Here is a 16,472-nt window from a genome sequence, read left to right as displayed (position 1 = left end):
CATTGGCTGACCAGCCGCAGCGTTACCCTCTCCACCGCCCGGGCAGCGAGGTGCAGGCCTCGCCGAGCTTCCCCGCGCTCGAGCAGGAGGTGCTCGAGTACTGGAAGCAGGACGGCACCTTCCAGGCCTCGATCGACAACCGGACCGCGGGCGAGAACGGCGAGAACGAGTTCGTCTTCTACGACGGCCCGCCCTTCGCCAACGGCCTGCCGCACTACGGCCACCTGCTCACCGGCTACGTCAAGGACGTCGTCGGCCGCTTCCAGACCCAGCTCGGCCACCGGGTCGAGCGGCGCTTCGGCTGGGACACGCACGGCCTGCCCGCCGAGCTGGAGGCCGAGCGGATCCTCGGCATCACCGACAAGACCCAGATCGACGAGATGGGCATCGAGGCCTTCAACAAGGCCTGCCGCGACTCGGTGCTGCGCTACACCCAGGAGTGGCGCGACTACGTCACCCGCCAGGCCCGCTGGGTCGACTTCGACCACGACTACAAGACCCTCGACCCCACCTTCATGGAGTCGGTGATCTGGGCCTTCAAGCAGCTCTACGACAAGGGCCTGGCCTACGAGGGCTACCGGGTGCTGCCGTACTGCTGGCACGACCAGACCCCGCTGTCCAACCACGAGCTGCGCATGGACGACGACGTCTACCAGATGCGCCAGGACCCCTCGGTCACCGTCGGCGTGCGCCTGGAGACCGGCGAGCTGGCCCTCATCTGGACGACGACGCCGTGGACCCTGCCCTCCAACCTGGCCGTCGCCGTCGGCCCGGACATCGAGTACGTCACCGTCGCCCCGCAGGACGGGCCGCTGGCGGGGGAGCGGGTCATCCTCGCCCGGTCCCGCCTGCACGCCTACGCCCGCGAGCTGGGCGAGGAGCCGAACGTCGTCGCCGCCTTCCCGGGCACCGAGCTGGCCGGGCGGCGGTACGCGCCGATCTTCGACTACTTCATGGGCCGCCCGGACGACCAGGCGCCGGGCCCGAACGCCTGGCAGGTGGTCGCCGCCGACTACGTCAGCACCGAGGACGGCACCGGCCTGGTCCACCAGGCCCCGGCCTTCGGCGAGGACGACATGGCGGTGTGCCAGGCCCACGGCATCGGCACCGTCGTGCCGGTCGACGCCGCCGCCCGGTTCACCACCGAGGTGCCCGACTACGCCGGCCAGCAGGTGTTCGAGGCGAACAAGGCGATCATCGCCGACCTCAAGCGCGGCACCGGCCCGCTGGGGCGCCGGCCCGAGGCCGAGCGCGCCGTGCTGGTGCGCCAGGAGACCTACGACCACTCCTACCCGCACTGCTGGCGCTGCCGCACCCCGCTGATCTACAAGGCGGTGACGAGCTGGTTCGTGCGGGTCTCGGAGTTCCGCGACCGCATGGTCGAGCTCAACCAGGACATCTCCTGGGTGCCCGAGCACATCAAGGACGGGCAGTTCGGCCACTGGCTCGCCGGCGCCCGGGACTGGTCGATCTCCCGCAACCGCTACTGGGGCACGCCCATCCCGGTGTGGGTCTCCGACGACCCGGCCTACCCGCGCACCGACGTGTACGGCTCCCTCGCCGAGCTCGAGGCCGACTTCGGCCGCCTGCCGCTCGGCCCCGACGGCGAGCCCAACCTGCACCGGCCCTACATCGACGAGCTGACCCGGCCCAACCCGGACGACCCGACGGGGAAGTCCACGATGCGCCGCATCGAGGACATCCTCGACGTCTGGTTCGACTCCGGGTCGATGCCCTACGCCCAGGTGCACTACCCGATGGAGAACCGCGACTGGTTCGAGCACCACAACCCCGGCGACTTCATCGTGGAGTACATCGGGCAGACCCGCGGGTGGTTCTACACCCTGCACGTGCTGGCCACCGCCGTGTTCGACCGGCCCGCCTTCCGCACCGCCGTCTCCCACGGCATCGTGCTCGGCTCCGACGGCCGGAAGATGAGCAAGTCGCTGCGCAACTACCCCGACGTCAACGAGGTCTTCGAGCGCGACGGGTCCGACGCCATGCGCCTGTTCCTCATGGGCTCGCCGGTGGTGCGCGGCGGGAACCTCATCGTCACCGAGGAGGGCATCCGGGAGAACGTCCGCCAGGTGCTCCTGCCGCTGTGGAACGCCTGGTACTTCTTCGCCCTCTACGCCGGCACGCTCGACGGCGGCACGGGGTACCTCGCCCGCCCGGTGGCGCTGGACGACGCCGAGGAGGTAGCCGGCCTGCACGTCATGGACCGATACCTGCTGGCCCGCACCCGCGACCTGGCCGCCACCGTCCGGGCCCAGCTGGAGGCCTACGACGTGCCCGGGGCGGTGCAGTCCCTGCGCGACCACCTCGACCTGCTGACCAACTGGTACGTGCGCACCTCCCGTGACCGGTTCTGGGCCGAGGACTCCGGCGCGTTCAACACCCTCTACACCGCGCTGGAGGTCTTCACCCGGGTCATGGCGCCGCTCGCGCCGCTGGTGACCGAGGAGATCTGGCGCGGCCTGACCGGCGGGCGCAGCGTGCACCTGACCGACTGGCCCGAGCTGCCGGAAACGGTTGCGGACGACGCGCTCGTGGCCGCGATGGACCAGGTCCGCGACGTCGTCTCGGCCACCCTGGGCCTGCGCAAGGCGCACTCCCGGCGGGTGCGCCAGCCGCTGCGCACCCTCACCGTCGTCGTCGAGACCCCGGGCGCGCTCGAGCCGTTCGCCGACCTGATCGCCTCGGAGGTCAACGTCAAGCACGTGGACCCGCGGGCGCTGGCCGACGGCGCCGCCGAGGAGTTCGGCGTCGTCACCAAGCTCACCGTCAACGCCCGGGCCGCCGGGCCGCGGCTGGGCAAGGACGTGCAGCGGGCCATCAAGGCGGCCCGGGAGGGCTTCTGGGAGCAGCGCGAGGGCGACGGCGTCGTCGTCGCCGACGGCATCGAGCTGCTGCCCGAGGAGTTCACCCTCACCACCGAGGTGGAGAGCCGGGAGGGTGACGCCCACGTGGCCGCCGTGCTGCCCGGCGGCGGGTTCGTGGTGCTGGACATCGCCGTCGACGACGAGCTCGCCGCCGAGGGCTACGCCCGCGACGTCGTGCGCGTGGTCCAGGACGCCCGCAAGGCCGCCGACCTGTACGTGGCCGACCGGATCCACCTGGACCTCGTCGTCCCGGCGGACAAGCTGGCGTGGGTCCAGGCCCACGAGGAGCTGATCGCCCACGAGACCCTCGCCCTCGAGGTCGCCGTCACCGCCGGCGACGTCGAGGCCCCCGAGGCCCGCGTCCGGAAGATGGAGGCCTGATGAGCGAGCGCACCCCCGACGGCGAGCGCACCCCCGAGGGCGAGCGGTCCCCCCGCGACCCGGCCGAGGCCGAGCGCGAGGCCCGCGAGCGGATCGCCGCCTTCATGGCGGCCGCCGACGCCCCCGACGCCCCCGATGACGCCGCCGCCGCGCCCGCCGCCGCGCCCGGCGAGGAGCCGGCGGAGGACGAGCACGAGGCGGGCCTGAAGGCCCTGCTCAGCTCGCCGCTGTTCGCCGGGCCCGACCCGGACGTGGCCGACGAGGTCCTGCACGAGGAGGAGGCCGGCCCCAGCGAGGCCGAGCAGCGGGCCGGCGCCGTCGCGCACGCCCAGGCGGAGGAGGCGGTCCGTCGGATCTACCAGGCCATCCTCAGCCGCGCCCCCGAGCACGACGTCCAGCCCAGCCTGCAGCGCGTGGCCGACGTCCTCGAGCTGCTCGGCGACCCGCACAAGGCCTACCCGCTCATCCACCTGACCGGCACCAACGGCAAGACCTCCACCGCGCGGATGGTCGAGCGGCTGCTGCGCGAGCGGGGCCTGCGCACGGGCCGGTTCACCTCCCCGCACCTGCACTCGGTGCGTGAGCGCATCGCCCTCGACGGCCAGCCCATCAGCCCCGAGCAGTTCATCGCCACCTGGGAGGACGTCGCGCCCTACGTCGAGATGGTCGACGCGCGCTCGCAGGCCGCGGGCGGGCCGCGGCTGAGCTTCTTCGAGGTGTTCACCGTCATGGCGTATGCCGCGTTCGCGGACGCCCCGGTGGACGTCGCCGTCGTCGAGGTCGGCATGGGCGGGCGCTGGGACGCGACCAACGTCGCCGACGGCACGGTGGAGGTGCTCACCCGCATCGACCGCGACCACGAGCGCTGGCTCGGGCACACCCTGGAGGAGATCGCCGGGGAGAAGGTCGGCATCATCACCGACCGCTCAACGGTGATCTCGGCGGACCAGGCCGAGGAGGTCGACGCCGTCATCATGTCCGCCGCGGCCCAGCACGGCGCGCGGCTGCTGCGCGACGGGCAGGAGCTGGAGGTGCTGGACCGGCAGCTGGGCGTGGGCGGGCAGCTGCTCACCCTGCGCACCCCGGCCGGGGTGTACCAGGACGTCTTCCTCCCGCTGCACGGCGAGCACCAGGCGCACAACGCCGTGCTCGCGCTCGCGGCGGTGGAGGCGTTCTTCGGCGGCGGCGCCCTCGACGGCGGCGTGGTCGAGCAGGGCTTCGCCAACGTCGACTCCCCGGGCCGGCTCGAGCTGGTCCGGCGCAGCCCCACCGTGCTGGTCGACGCCGCGCACAACCCGGCCGGCATCGAGGCCCTGCGCGCGGCGGTGGAGGAGGCCTTCGCCTTCTCCCACCTGGTCGGGGTCGTGGGAGTGATGGCGGACAAGGACGCCGAGGGCGTCTTGGCCGGTCTCGAGCCGCTGCTCAGCGAGGTGGTCGTCACCCACGCCACCACCGACCGGGCGATGGACGTCGAGGAGCTGGCGGAGATCGCCGTCGACGTCTTCGGCGAGGACCGGGTCCACGTCGCCGAGCGGCTCGACGACGCCATCGACAAGGCGGCGACCCTGGCCGAGCGGGACCCCGAGGAGGTCGTGACCACCACCGGGGTGCTCGTGGCCGGCTCGGTGCTGCTGGCGGCCGAGGCGCGGGCGCTGATGGGCAAGACCTCCGCCTGACGCCGCGGCCTCCGGCCGCAGCCGGCCTGCCACTCTGGCGGGCGGCGCGGGCTGGCCGCCGGAGATCCGCCGCGAGGTCGAGGTACTGGTTGTGCGCGCGACCAGAATGCCTCGACCTCGTCGGCGGGCGGCGGGCGGCGGGCGGCGCGCGCACCTTGGAGGTCGGCGGGCGGCGCGCGCACCTCGGCGCTCGGCCGGGCGTCGCCGGGCCGCATGAGGCGGGGCACGCCTGCTCACCGCGGTCCGCTCGTCGTGCACGGACGGCCAATTGCTGGTCGGGTGGTGCCGGGAGGGGCGAGGATAAGCCCGTGGTCCGTATCGGACCCTCCCGGCTACCGAAGGAGCACGTCGGTGAAGAAGCTCATCAACAATCCCCAGACCGTCGTCGCCGAGTCCCTGCGCGGCTTCGGCCGCGCCCACGCCGACCTCGTGCGGGTCAACGAGGACCCCATCTACGTCGTCCGCGCCGACGCCCCCCGCCAGGGCAAGGTCGGGCTGGTCTCCGGCGGCGGCTCGGGCCACGAGCCGCTGCACGCCGGCTACGTCGGCCCCGGCATGCTCGACGCCGCCGTGCCCGGCGCGGTGTTCACCTCGCCCACCCCCGAGCCGATCTTCGAGGCGACCAAGGCCGTCGACGGCGGCGCCGGCGTGCTGCACATCGTCAAGAACTACACCGGCGACGTGCTCAACTTCGAGACCGCCGCCGAGCTGGCCGAGGCCGAGGACATCACGGTGCGCTCCGTCGTCGTCAACGACGACGTCGCCGTGGAGGACTCCCTCTACACCGCCGGCCGGCGCGGGGTGGCCGGCACCGTCCTCGTCGAGAAGATCGCCGGGGCCGCCGCCGAGCGCGGGGACGACCTCGACGCCGTCACCGCCGTCGCGCAGAAGGTCATCGACAACGTCCGGTCCATGGGCGTGGCGCTGACCCCGTGCACCGTGCCGCACGCCGGCAAGCCGTCCTTCGAGCTCGGCGAGGACGAGATCGAGATCGGCATCGGCATCCACGGCGAGCCCGGCCGCCACCGCGTGCCCATGGCGAGCGCGGACGAGATCACCGATCAGCTGCTCGCCCCGGTGCTCGAGGACCTCAAGCTCGCCGCCGGCGCGCCGGTGCTGCTCTTCGTCAACGGGATGGGCGGCACCCCGCTGTCCGAGCTCTACCTCGTCTACAACCACGCCCGCGACGTGCTCGAGGGCCGCGGGCTGACGGTGAGCCGGTCGCTGGTGGGCAACTACATCACGTCCCTGGAGATGCAGGGCGCGTCGGTCACGGTCCTGCGCCTCGACGAGGACCTCACCGCCCTGTGGGACGCGCCGGTCAACACCCCCGCCCTGCGGCGCGGGCTCTGACCGCGGACCGGACCGCCGCCCCGGCGCCGGCTTTGACCGCCGCGCCGGGGCGGCGCACGCTGTGAGCGCCCGCACGGGCACGAGAATCGAGGAGGATGCATGAGCGCTGCCACCCTGGGGACCGACTGGGCGCTGGACTGGGTCGCCCGGGCCGCCAAGACGGTCTCCGACCACCGGATCGACCTGATCGAGCTCGACCGGGCCATCGGTGACGGCGACCACGGCGAGAACATGGACCGCGGCTTCACCGCCGTGACCGCCAAGCTCGCCACGCTGCGCCCGGACACCGTCGGCGACGTCCTCAAGACCGTGGCCACCACGCTGATGTCCACGGTGGGCGGCGCGGCCGGCCCGCTGTACGGCACCGCGTTCCTGCGCGGGGCCAAGGCGGTCGACGGCGAGCTCGACGCCGCGGGGGTGGCGAGCATGCTCGAGGCCGGCCTGGAGGGCATCCGGGCCCGCGGCAAGGCCGAGGCGGGGGAGAAGACCATGGTCGACGCCTGGGGGCCGGCCGCCGAGGCCGCCCGCCGCGCGGCCGAGGACGGGCAGGGCCCGGCCGAGGCGCTGCGCGCGGCCGCCGACGCCGCCGCCGCCGGGTCGGACGCGACCATCCCGATGGTCGCCCGCAAGGGCCGGGCGAGCTACCTCGGCGAGCGGTCGGCCGGGCACCGCGACCCGGGCGCGGAGTCGTCCTCGCTGCTCCTCGCCGCGGCCGCCGAGGCCGCGGAGTCGCTGTGACGGCCGGGGACGACACCGGCCGCCCGGGCCTGGTCGTCGTCTCGCACTCGGTCCGGCTGGCCGAGGGGGTCGTCGAGGTCGCCGCCCAGATGGCCCCCGACGTCCGCCTGCGCCCGGCCGGCGGGACCGACGACGACCGGGTCGGCACGAGCTTCGACAAGGTCGAGTCCGCCGTGACCGGGCTGCTCGGCGAGCCCGGCGTCAGCGGGGTCGTGGTGCTCACCGACCTCGGCTCGGCCACCATGACCGCCGAGTCGGTCCTGGAGTTCCTCGACGAGGACGCGCGCGAGCGGGTCGTCCTGGCCGACGGGCCCCTGGTGGAGGGCGCGGTCGCCGGTGCGGTGGCCGCCCAGTCGGGCGCCGCGCCGGCCGCGGTGGCCGCGGCGGTGGCCGAGGCCGCCCGCAGCTTCGCCGCCGCCCCGGAGGGCCCCGGCGCGGCGGCGCCGGCCGGGGCCGACGGCGTGCCCGCCGGCGTGCCGGCGGCGGCGCCGGCGCCCGGGGCCGGGGAGCTGGCCAAGACGTTCACGCTGCACAACAAGGTCGGGCTGCACGCCCGCCCCGCGGCGCTGCTGGCCCGGCTGGTGGCCGGCTACGACGCCGAGGTGACCGTGAACGAGGTCGACGCGGCGAGCGTGCTGGCCCTCATGGGCCTCGGCCTGGAGAAGGGTGACGAGATGCACGTGCGCGCCCGCGGCGCCCAGGCCGACGAGGCGATGGCCGCCGTCGCCCAGGCGGTCGCCGACGGCTTCGGCGAGGAATAGCCCGCACCCTCACCGGGCACCAGGCGTCTCGGTCTGCGCGACGGCCGTGGCCCGGGACGTGGGAGCCGGCGCCGGATAGGTAACCTGGCACGGTGAGCAGCCAGACGTCCGCCGCGCCGGCGAGCCCCGCCCCCGGAGCGCCCCGCCCGCCCGGCTCCGCCCGCAGAACCCTCGCCATGTCGGTCTTGGTCAGCGAGGTGTGCATCGTGCTGTTCGCCTCGCTCGTCGCCTTCGGGCTGCGCCTGGCGGAGCCGGGCGTGGTGTGGGCCGTCGGCGGGGCGGCGATGGTGGCGTGCGCGATCTGCGCCGGCCTGCTCCGGCACAAGCTGGGCTACGTCCTCGGGTCCGTGATCCAGGCGCTGCTCCTGCTGTCCGGTCTCGCGCTGCCGATGATGTTCGTCGTCGGCGCGATCTTCGCGATCATCTGGGTCGTCGCCCTGCGCGTGGGGGGCCGCATCGACGTCGAGCGCCAGGAGCGCTACGCCGCGGAGCTGGAGTACCACCGCACGCACTCCTGACGGGGCGGACGGCCGGCCGCCCTGGGTATCGGTCGATCGCGGCCGGTAGTGTGCCGGGACGTGACCACTTCTGAGACCGAACGCACGCTCGTCCTCGTCAAGCCCGACGGCGTCACGCGCCAGCTCACCGGTGAGGTGCTGCGCCGCGTCGAGGCCAAGGGCTACCGCATCGTCGCGCTGGAGCTCCGCACCGCCGACCGCGACCTCCTCGCCCGGCACTACGCCGAGCACCAGGGCAAGCCGTTCTTCGAGCCGCTCGTCGAGTTCATGCTGTCCGGCCCGATCGTCGCCGCGGTCGTCGAGGGGCAGCGGGTCATCGAGGGCTTCCGGTCCCTGGCCGGGACCACCGACCCCACCGCGGCGGCCCCCGGCACGATCCGGGGCGACCTCGGCCGTGACTGGGGCACCGCCGTCGTCCAGAACCTCGTGCACGGCTCGGACTCCCCGGAGTCGGCCGCCCGCGAGATCGGCCTGTGGTTCCCGGCTCTCTGAGCCCCTCGCGAGTCGCTCAGGGCCCCCACCCCGGACGACCAGTCGCCTAGCCGAAGACCCCGTACGGATATGCCGTAGGGGGTCTTCGGCTAGAGGGCCCCCTCACCCCAACCTCCGCGGCAGCGCGTTCGCCGCGACGGATCAGCGAGCGAGCACCAGCCGAAATATCGGGTGCCGCCCGGCAGTTGCCATGGGCGATGGCCGCGCTCGACCTGCCCCTGTCCCTGCTGGACCGTTCGCGCACGCGTGCGGGCGAGCCGGACGCGCGCGCCCTGGCGTCGACGATCGAGCGGGCGCGGCACGCCGAGGAGCTCGGCTATCACCGGTTCTGGGTCGCCGAGCACCACGGCGTGCCCGGCATCGCCAGCGGCAGCCCGGCCGTCCTCGCCGCGGCGGTCGCGGCACGCACCTCCCGCATCCGCGTCGGCTCCGGCGGGGTGATGCTGCCCAACCACGCCCCGCTCGTCGTCGCCGAGCAGTTCGCGGTGCTCGAGAGCCTCCATCCCGGGCGGGTGGACCTGGGGCTGGGCCGCTCGCTCGGGTTCAGCGCCCCGGTGCGCCAGGCGCTGCGGGCGACGGACGCGGGCCCCGATCGGTTCCTCGCCGACGTCGAGACGGTCCGCGCGTTCCTCGCGGGCCGCGGACCGATCACGGCCATGCCACGGCTCGCCGAGCCGCCGCCGCTGTTCCTCCTCGCGGGCCGCCGCGGCCTCGCCCTCGCCACGCGGGCTGGACTGCCGGTGGCGGTCGGCGGCGCGCTGCCCGATCTCGTCGAGCCGCTGGCCGCCTACCGCCGGGCCGTCCTCGGCGCCGGGGGGCAGCCCTATGTGATCGCCAGCGTCACCGTGATGATCGCCGAGACCGAGGAGCGGGCCCGCGACCTGCTGCTGCCGGAGGCGTGGGCGATGGCCGCGTCGCGGGCCACCGGCGCCTTCCCGCCCCTCGAGGACGTCGATGCCGTGCGGGACCGGCCACGCACGCCCAAGCAGCGCGCCGGCGTCGAGCGGTTCCTGGCCCAGGCCGTCTACGGCACCGCGGACCAGGTGGCCCAGCGCCTGGGGCGGCTCGTCCGCCAGGGCGTCGACGAGATCATGGCGACGACGTCCACCTACGACCGTTCGGAGCAGGCAAGGGCCGACGCCGCGCTGGCCGAGCTGTTCACCACGGCCTAGCCGTTCCGCTGCGAGCGCTCAGACCAGGCCGGCCGCCCGCATGAGCTGCTCCCCGATGGGGCCGGGGTTGTAGGCCACCTCCCAGCGGTACCCGTCGGGGTCGGCGAAGTAGCCGGACCGCCCGCCCCAGTCGCGGTCCTGGGCGCCGCCGATGACGGTGCCGCCGGCCGCCACGGCCTCGGCGAGGACCGCGTCCACCTCACCAGGGGTGGGCACGTTGTGCGCGAGCGCGATCGGTGCCGTCCCCGGCCCGCGGTGCAGCGCCCCGACCTCCGCCTCGAAGTCGTCAGCCCGCCACAGCGAGAGCACGAGCGTCGGCGCCATGAGGAAGAACACCACCTCGCCCTCGGCCTCGAAGACCGGCTCCCAGCCCAGGCCGTCCGCATAGAACCGGCCGGAGGCCGAGGGGTCCGGCACCGCCAGGGTGATGAAGTTCAGGAGCGGTCCATGACGCGCACCGTAGCGCCCGACCGGCCGCGCCGCTGGCCCTGGTCGCGGCGTCGGCCCGGCCGGCCCGCAGCGCCGCCTGGGGATTCCTGCCCGGCGCCGTCCCCGGCGGGCAATATGCTGCGCGGGTGCACCTGAAAACGCTGACGCTGCGAGGATTCAAGTCCTTCGCGTCTGCGACGACCCTGCACCTCGAGCCCGGCATCACCTGCGTCGTCGGTCCCAACGGGTCGGGCAAGTCCAACGTCGTCGACGCCCTCGCCTGGGTCATGGGCGAGCAGGGCGCCAAGACCCTGCGCGGCGGGTCGATGGCCGACGTCATCTTCGCCGGCACGTCCTCGCGGGCCCCGCTCGGCCGCGCCGAGGTCTCCCTGACCATCGACAACGCCGACGGCGTGCTGCCCATCGAGTACAGCGAGGTGACGATCTCCCGCACGCTGTTCCGCTCGGGCGGGTCGGAGTACGCCATCAACGGCAACCCGTGCCGCCTGCTCGACATCCAGGAGCTGCTCTCCGACACCGGCATGGGCAAGGAGATGCACGTCATCGTCGGCCAGGGCCGGCTCGACTCGGTGCTGCAGGCCAGCGCCGAGGAGCGGCGCGGCTTCATCGAGGAGGCCGCCGGGGTCCTCAAGCACCGCCGCCGCAAGGAGAAGGCGCTGCGCAAGCTCGAGGCGATGCAGGCCAACCTCGCCCGCGTCGGCGACCTGTCGGCCGAGATCCGCCGCCAGCTCGGCCCGCTCGCCCGCCAGGCCGACGTCGCCCGGCGCGCCCAGGTGGTCCAGGCCGACCTGCGCGACGCCCGCGCCCGGCTCCTCGCCGACGACCTCGTCCAGCTCACCGCCGCCCTCGCCCAGGACGTCGCCGACGAGACGGCGCTGCGCGAACGACGCGCCGCCGTCGAGGCCGCCCAGGAGGAGGCCCGCCACCGCCAGGCCGCCCTCGAGCAGCAGGCCGCCGCGGCCGCCCCGCGCCTGGGGCAGACCACCGACGTCTGGTACCAGCTCTCCGGGTTGCGCGAGCGGCTGCGCTCCCTGGGCAACGTCGCCGCCGAGCGCTGCCGGCTGCTCGGCGCCCCCGCGGCCGAGGCCGCCCCGGGGCGCGACCCCGAGGAGCTCGAGGCCCGCGCCGCCACGGCCCGCGAGCAGGAGGAGGCCCTGCAGGCCCGGCTCGACGACGCCCACCAGGGCCTGGAACGGGTCGTTGCCGAGCGGGCCGCCGCCGAGGACGCCGAGCGCGAGGCCGAGCGGGCCCTGGCGGCCGTCCACCGCGGCGTCGCCGACCGGCGCGAGGGGCTGGCGCGCCTGACCGGGCAGGTCGGCGCGCGCCGCTCCCGGCTGGAGGCGGCCGAGGCCGAGCTCGGCCGGCTGCGTGCCACCCTCACCGCCGCGCGGGAGCGGGCGGCGACGGCGCAGGCCGAGTTCACCGCTCTCGAGCAGCAGGTGGCCGGCGTCGAGGAGGGCGAGGAGGGCCTGGACGAGGCGCACGAGGCGGCCACCGCCGAGCTGGAGGAGGCCGAGCAGGCGGTCGCCGCGCTCGTGGAGGAGGAGCGCGCCGCCGAGGCCGACCGCGCCACCTGGTCCGCCCGCCGCGACACCCTGGCCCTGTCGCTGCGCCGCAAGGACGGCACCGGCGCGCTGGTCGACTCCGGGCTGCCCGGTCTGCGCGGGACCGTGCCGGAGCACCTGGCCGTGGCGCCCGGCTGGGAGAACGCCGTCGCCGCGGTGCTCGGCCCGCTGGCCGACGCGGCCGTCGTCGAGTCCGTCGACGTCGCCGTCGACGCCGTGCGCCAGGCGCGAGACGGCGACGCCGGGCAGGTCCGCCTCCTCGTCGCCGGCGCCGCCGCGCCCGACGGCGAGGCCCCCGCCGTCGACGGCGCCCGCCCGGCCACCGAGCTCGTCACCGTCGCCGACCCCGCGCTGCGCGGCACCGTCGAGCACCTGCTCGCCCGCGTCGTCGCCGTCGAGGACCTCGCCGAGGCCCGCCGCGCGCTGGAAGCCGACCCGGCCCTCACCGCCGTCACCCGCGCCGGCGACGTCCTCTCCGCGGCGGCGGCCCACGGCGGGGCGCCGGGCGCCCCCAGCGTCCTCGAGCTGCACGCCGCCCACGAGGAGGCCGCCGCCGCCGTCGAGGCCGCCACCGCCCGGGTCGAGCGGGCCCGGTTCGCCATCGGCCCCGCGCGCGAGCGCGTCGAGGCCGCGCGCGAGCGGGCCCGCGCCACGCTGGAGGACCTGCACGCCTCGGACGCGCGCCTGGCCGCGGTCGCCGAGCAGCTGGGCCGGCTCGGCTCCACCCTGCGCGGCGCCCAGGCCGAGGCCGAGCGCGCCCGCCCGGCCATCGAGCGGGTCGAGGCCGAGATCGCCGAGCACGCCGCCGAGCTCGCGGCCCTGGCCGACCGGTTGGAGATCGCCCAGCGCGAGCCGGTCCAGGCCGAGGACGACCTGGCCGGCGCCACCGAGGCCCGCGACCGGGCCACCGAGGCCGCCCGCGCCGCCCGCGCCGCCGAGACGGAGGCCCGCCTGGCGCTGCGCGGCCTGGAGGAGCAGGTCAAGGGCCTGTCCGGGCGGGCCGCGTCCCTGGCCGCCGCCGCCCGGGCCGAGCGCGAGGCCCGCCGCAAGGCCGCCGAGCGCGAGGCCCGCCGGGCGGCGCAGGCCCAGGTGGCCGCCGAGGTGCGGGAGGGCGCGGCGCGCGCGCTGGCCGCGATCGAGGGCTCCGTGGCGGCCGCGGCCGCCGAGCGCGAGGCGGCGGAGGCCGAGCGGGCCGCCCGCGAGACCGCGTTGGCCGCGGTGCGCGCCGAGCTCGAGGAGATCGGCACGGACCTGGCCCGGCTGACCGACGCCGCCCACCGCGACGAGGTCGCCCGCGCCGAGCAGCGCCTGCGCATCACCCAGCTCGAGGAGCGCGCGGTCGCCGAGCTCGGCCTGGACCCGCAGGTGCTCGTGGACGAGTTCGGCCCGGACCGGCCGGTGCCGTCCACGGCCCCGGTGGCCGACGGCGAGGAGCCCCCGGCGCCGAAGCCCTACGTGCGGGCCGAGCAGGAGAAGCGGTTGCGCGCGGCCGAGCGTGACCTCGCCCGGCTGGGGAAGGTCAACCCGCTGGCCCTGGAGGAGCATGCCGCCCTGGCCGAGCGGCACAAGTTCCTCACCGACCAGCTCGCCGACCTCAAGAAGTCCCGGGCGGACCTCATGCAGATCGTCAAGGAGGTCGACGAGCGGGTCGAGCGGGTCTTCGCCGAGGCGTTCGCGGACACCGCCGCCCAGTTCGAGCAGGTGTTCCCGCGCCTGTTCCCCGGCGGGGAGGGCCGCCTGGTGCTCACCGACCCCGACGACATGCTCACCACCGGCATCGAGATCGAGGCCCGTCCCGCCGGCAAGAAGGTCAAGCGGCTCTCCCTGCTCTCCGGCGGCGAGCGCTCGCTGACCGCCGTGGCGCTGCTGGTGTCGATCTTCAAGGCCCGGCCCAGCCCGTTCTACGTCATGGACGAGGTCGAGGCCGCGCTCGACGACGTCAACCTGGGCCGGCTGCTCGAGATCTTCACCGAGCTGCGCGCCAGCTCCCAGCTCATCGTCATCACCCACCAGAAGCGCACGATGGAGGTGGCCGACGCCCTCTACGGCGTGACGATGCGCGGCGACGGCGTCACCACGGTGATCTCCCAGCGCCTCGAGCGGGAGCCGGAGCCGGCCGCCTGAGCCCGGGGAACGGAGAACGGGGAACCGGGAGCCGGAGCCGGCCGCCCGACCGACGCGCGGGGCCCGCCGGTGCGGACGCGTCCGTTCCGGAGATACTGGAGGCATGACTGGGGCGATGATCGGGATGCTCGTGACGGCGTTGTGCGCGGTGGGGGTGCTCGTGCTGGTGGCGGTGGAGCGGCGGCCGGAGGGCGGCTGGGTCGCCTGGGTGCGCGGGAGCGTGCAGGCCTGGCGCTCCGACGAGCTCGCGGCGGCGAAGCTGCGCCCCACCGCCCCCGTGGCGCGCGACACCCCCATCGAGGACCTCTTCACGCTCGGCGAGACCGCCGAGCCCGCGTACACCCGGCCCGAGGAGCTGCGCTCGCGCTTCGAGCTCGCTCGCGAGCAGGCCCGCCTGCTGCGGCGCTGACCCCGTCGGGACGCGCGGCGGCACGACCACGCCGCGCGAGAGCCTGGCGCGGCGCATTCCAACGGTGCCTCGCGCTCAGGAGCGAGCTAGGACGGCCGCCGTCGAGTGATGTGCAGGGCCGGGCTTTCCTTGCGCGGCGTCGGTCGGCTAGACCGGCCAGCCGCTGTTGTGGATCTCGTAGACCTCGACCGCCTCGTCCGGCCAGCCGGCTTCCGTCCACCTCGTCCGGAAATCCTCGTTCTGCACCACGGCGCGGACCAGGTCCTCGCGAGACGCCCAGACGTCCACGATCACGATGCCCGAGTCCGTGCGCGCGCAGACGTGCACGTCGGGGCGAACCGGAGCGGTGGCAGTCGCAGTCGGCAGCGTCTTGTCGTAGCGGTGCAACAGGTCATCGGGGTCCCCATCGGCCCTGAAGATCGCACGTACCGGCATCGCGTCCTCCTTGGGAGATGACGACCCATCCTGGCGAGCCCCACCGCACAGGAGCAACGGCTGCCGACCGTTCGGACGATGCCGCGCTCCCGGCCTGGCCCGACGCTCACCGCCCGCGGCCCGGCGTGCGCGCTCGGCGCGGCACCGCACGCTGCGCCAGACTGGGGGAGTGACCGACCAAGCCTGGATCCTCATCGCTGTCCTCGTGGTCGTGCTGGTCGTCGTCGGGGCCGTCGCCCTGACCACCGGCCGACGCCGCCGCGGCCCCACCACCCTCCCGCCCGAGGACGTCAGCCCCTACGAGGTGGACCAGCCCCCCGCCGCCGGGGCGAGCGCCCCGGTCGTGACCGCGCCGGAGGAGCCGGCGCCACCGGAGACCCCGGCGCCCACCCTCGAGCGGCCCGAGCCCGTCGCCGGGCGCATGCAACGCCTGCGCGCCCGGCTGGCCCGCTCGGGCACCATCGGCCAGACCCTGCTGTCGATCCTCTCCCGCGGCGACCTCGCCGAGAACGACTGGGAGGAGATCGAGGAGACCCTGCTGCTCGCGGACGTCGGCGTCGGGCCGACCACGGAGCTCATGGACAAGCTGCGCACCGAGACCAAGGTGCTCGGCACCTCCGACGCCGAGCAGGTCCGGGCCGTCCTGCGCCGCGAGCTGCTCGAGCTCGTCGACCCCACCATGGACCGCGTGCTCCACGTCGAGCCGGCCATCGGCGACGACGGCCAGCCCCACCCGGCCACCGTGCTCGTCGTCGGGGTCAACGGCACCGGCAAGACCACCACGGTGGGCAAGCTCGCCCGCCTGCTCGTCGCCGAGGACCACGACGTCGTCCTGGGCGCCGCGGACACCTTCCGCGCGGCCGCGGCCGACCAGCTCAGCACCTGGGGTGCCCGCGTCGGTGTCCCGGTGGTCCGCTCCGAGCGCGAGGGCGCCGACCCCGCCGCCGTCGCCTTCGACGCCGTCAAGGAGGGCCGCGGGGCGGGCGCGGACGTCGTGCTCGTCGACACCGCCGGCCGCCTGCAGAACAAGGCCGGCCTCATGGACGAGCTGGGCAAGATCAAGCGCGTGATGTCCCGGCAGGCCCCCGTGCGCGAGGTGCTGCTCGTGCTGGACGCGACCACCGGGCAGAACGGCATGCGCCAGGCCGAGGTCTTCTCCCAGGCCGTGGACATCACCGGCATCGTGCTGACCAAGCTCGACGGCACCGCCAAGGGCGGCATCGTCGTCGCCGTACAGCGCGAGCTCGGCGTCCCGGTGAAGTTCGTCGGCCTCGGCGAGGGCCCGGACGACCTCGCCCCCTTCGAGCCCGAGGAGTTCGTCGACGCCCTGCTGTCCTGACGGCGTCCTGCTCTCCGACGGCGCACCCCGACCGGCCCGGCCCGCCCCGCGCGGCGCCGGGCCGTTCGCGTCCCGCCCGACGCCCGGCGCGGCAACACGGATTTCACATCCCGCGGCATCTCGTCACGCGCCCGAAACATGCGGGTGCGCCGCACGAAACGTGCGCTGGAGACGCTT

At 75.1% G+C, this 16,472-nt stretch carries 13 protein-coding genes; 11 read left to right on the top strand and 2 right to left on the bottom strand.

Features of this window, described 5'->3' with window-relative positions:
• Nucleotides 1–2 precede the first annotated feature (2 nt).
• From ileS to GD880_RS00630, 8 genes are all read left to right on the top strand, one after another.
• Nucleotides 3–3,263, top strand: a complete 3,261-nt coding sequence (gene ileS / locus GD880_RS00665; RefSeq protein WP_152229709.1) for an isoleucine--tRNA ligase — start codon at nucleotides 3–5, stop codon at nucleotides 3,261–3,263.
• A complete protein-coding gene (locus GD880_RS00660; RefSeq protein WP_152229708.1) occupies nucleotides 3,263–4,939 on the top strand; it encodes a bifunctional folylpolyglutamate synthase/dihydrofolate synthase in 1,677 nt (558 codons plus the stop codon). The genes ileS and GD880_RS00660 overlap by 1 nt, the downstream gene beginning before the upstream one ends.
• A 351-nt stretch (nucleotides 4,940–5,290) precedes the next feature.
• Nucleotides 5,291–6,292 (top strand): dihydroxyacetone kinase subunit DhaK, encoded by a 1,002-nt coding sequence (gene dhaK, locus GD880_RS00655; protein WP_152229707.1) that lies wholly within the window; start codon nucleotides 5,291–5,293, stop codon nucleotides 6,290–6,292.
• Between the two features lie 99 nt (nucleotides 6,293–6,391).
• The gene (gene dhaL / locus GD880_RS00650; RefSeq protein WP_152229706.1) at nucleotides 6,392–7,030 is read left to right on the top strand and encodes a dihydroxyacetone kinase subunit DhaL; all 639 of its coding nucleotides are present in this window, start codon (nucleotides 6,392–6,394) and stop codon (nucleotides 7,028–7,030) included.
• The gene (gene dhaM / locus GD880_RS00645) at nucleotides 7,027–7,791 is read left to right on the top strand and encodes a dihydroxyacetone kinase phosphoryl donor subunit DhaM (protein ID WP_226909273.1); all 765 of its coding nucleotides are present in this window, start codon (nucleotides 7,027–7,029) and stop codon (nucleotides 7,789–7,791) included. Before dhaL ends, dhaM begins: the two co-directional genes overlap by 4 nt.
• A 92-nt stretch (nucleotides 7,792–7,883) precedes the next feature.
• Nucleotides 7,884–8,309: a DUF4233 domain-containing protein gene (locus GD880_RS00640; RefSeq protein WP_226909272.1), complete on the top strand. Its 426-nt coding sequence runs from the start codon at nucleotides 7,884–7,886 to the stop codon at nucleotides 8,307–8,309.
• A 60-nt stretch (nucleotides 8,310–8,369) separates the two neighbouring features.
• Nucleotides 8,370–8,801: a nucleoside-diphosphate kinase gene (ndk, locus tag GD880_RS00635; protein WP_152229705.1), complete on the top strand. Its 432-nt coding sequence runs from the start codon at nucleotides 8,370–8,372 to the stop codon at nucleotides 8,799–8,801.
• Between the two features lie 197 nt (nucleotides 8,802–8,998).
• The gene (locus tag GD880_RS00630) at nucleotides 8,999–9,973 is read left to right on the top strand and encodes an MsnO8 family LLM class oxidoreductase (protein ID WP_226909271.1); all 975 of its coding nucleotides are present in this window, start codon (nucleotides 8,999–9,001) and stop codon (nucleotides 9,971–9,973) included.
• Between the two features lie 18 nt (nucleotides 9,974–9,991).
• Here GD880_RS00630 and GD880_RS00625 read toward each other — a convergent pair whose 3' ends face one another.
• Nucleotides 9,992–10,402, bottom strand: a complete 411-nt coding sequence (locus tag GD880_RS00625) for a VOC family protein (protein ID WP_319593240.1) — start codon at nucleotides 10,400–10,402, stop codon at nucleotides 9,992–9,994.
• Between the two features lie 146 nt (nucleotides 10,403–10,548).
• Here GD880_RS00625 and smc point away from each other — a divergent pair, with 146 nt between their 5' ends.
• Nucleotides 10,549–14,112 (top strand): chromosome segregation protein SMC, encoded by a 3,564-nt coding sequence (smc, locus tag GD880_RS00620; protein WP_152229702.1) that lies wholly within the window; start codon nucleotides 10,549–10,551, stop codon nucleotides 14,110–14,112.
• 103 nt (nucleotides 14,113–14,215) lie between these two features.
• The gene (locus GD880_RS00615; protein WP_152229701.1) at nucleotides 14,216–14,521 is read left to right on the top strand and encodes a hypothetical protein; all 306 of its coding nucleotides are present in this window, start codon (nucleotides 14,216–14,218) and stop codon (nucleotides 14,519–14,521) included.
• Nucleotides 14,522–14,668: 147 nt separating this feature from the next.
• Here the strand turns inward: GD880_RS00615 and GD880_RS00610 are convergent, their stop codons facing one another.
• Nucleotides 14,669–14,956, bottom strand: coding sequence for a hypothetical protein (locus tag GD880_RS00610; protein WP_152229700.1), 288 nt, complete (start codon nucleotides 14,954–14,956; stop codon nucleotides 14,669–14,671).
• A 169-nt stretch (nucleotides 14,957–15,125) separates the two neighbouring features.
• Between GD880_RS00610 and ftsY the strand changes: the two genes are divergently transcribed.
• Entirely contained in the window at nucleotides 15,126–16,295 is a 1,170-nt protein-coding gene (gene ftsY / locus GD880_RS00605) for a signal recognition particle-docking protein FtsY (protein ID WP_152229699.1), read from the top strand.
• Nucleotides 16,296–16,472: the final 177 nt, after the last annotated feature.

This window comes from Georgenia ruanii, assembly GCF_009193175.1.
Classification (GTDB): domain Bacteria; phylum Actinomycetota; class Actinomycetes; order Actinomycetales; family Actinomycetaceae; genus Georgenia; species Georgenia ruanii.
Note: the sequence above shows the minus strand (reverse complement) of the source record. Positions and strands in the feature narration are given on the sequence as shown.

Coding starts and splice junctions, on each gene's coding strand:
- GD880_RS00615 (WP_152229701.1), top strand. CDS start 14,216: ATGACTGGGGCGATGATCGGGATGCTCGTGACGGCGTTGTGCGCGGTG.
- GD880_RS00660 (WP_152229708.1), top strand. CDS start 3,263: ATGAGCGAGCGCACCCCCGACGGCGAGCGCACCCCCGAGGGCGAGCGG.
- GD880_RS00610 (WP_152229700.1), bottom strand. CDS start 14,956: ATGCCGGTACGTGCGATCTTCAGGGCCGATGGGGACCCCGATGACCTG.
- GD880_RS00630 (WP_226909271.1), top strand. CDS start 8,999: ATGGCCGCGCTCGACCTGCCCCTGTCCCTGCTGGACCGTTCGCGCACG.
- dhaL (WP_152229706.1), top strand. CDS start 6,392: ATGAGCGCTGCCACCCTGGGGACCGACTGGGCGCTGGACTGGGTCGCC.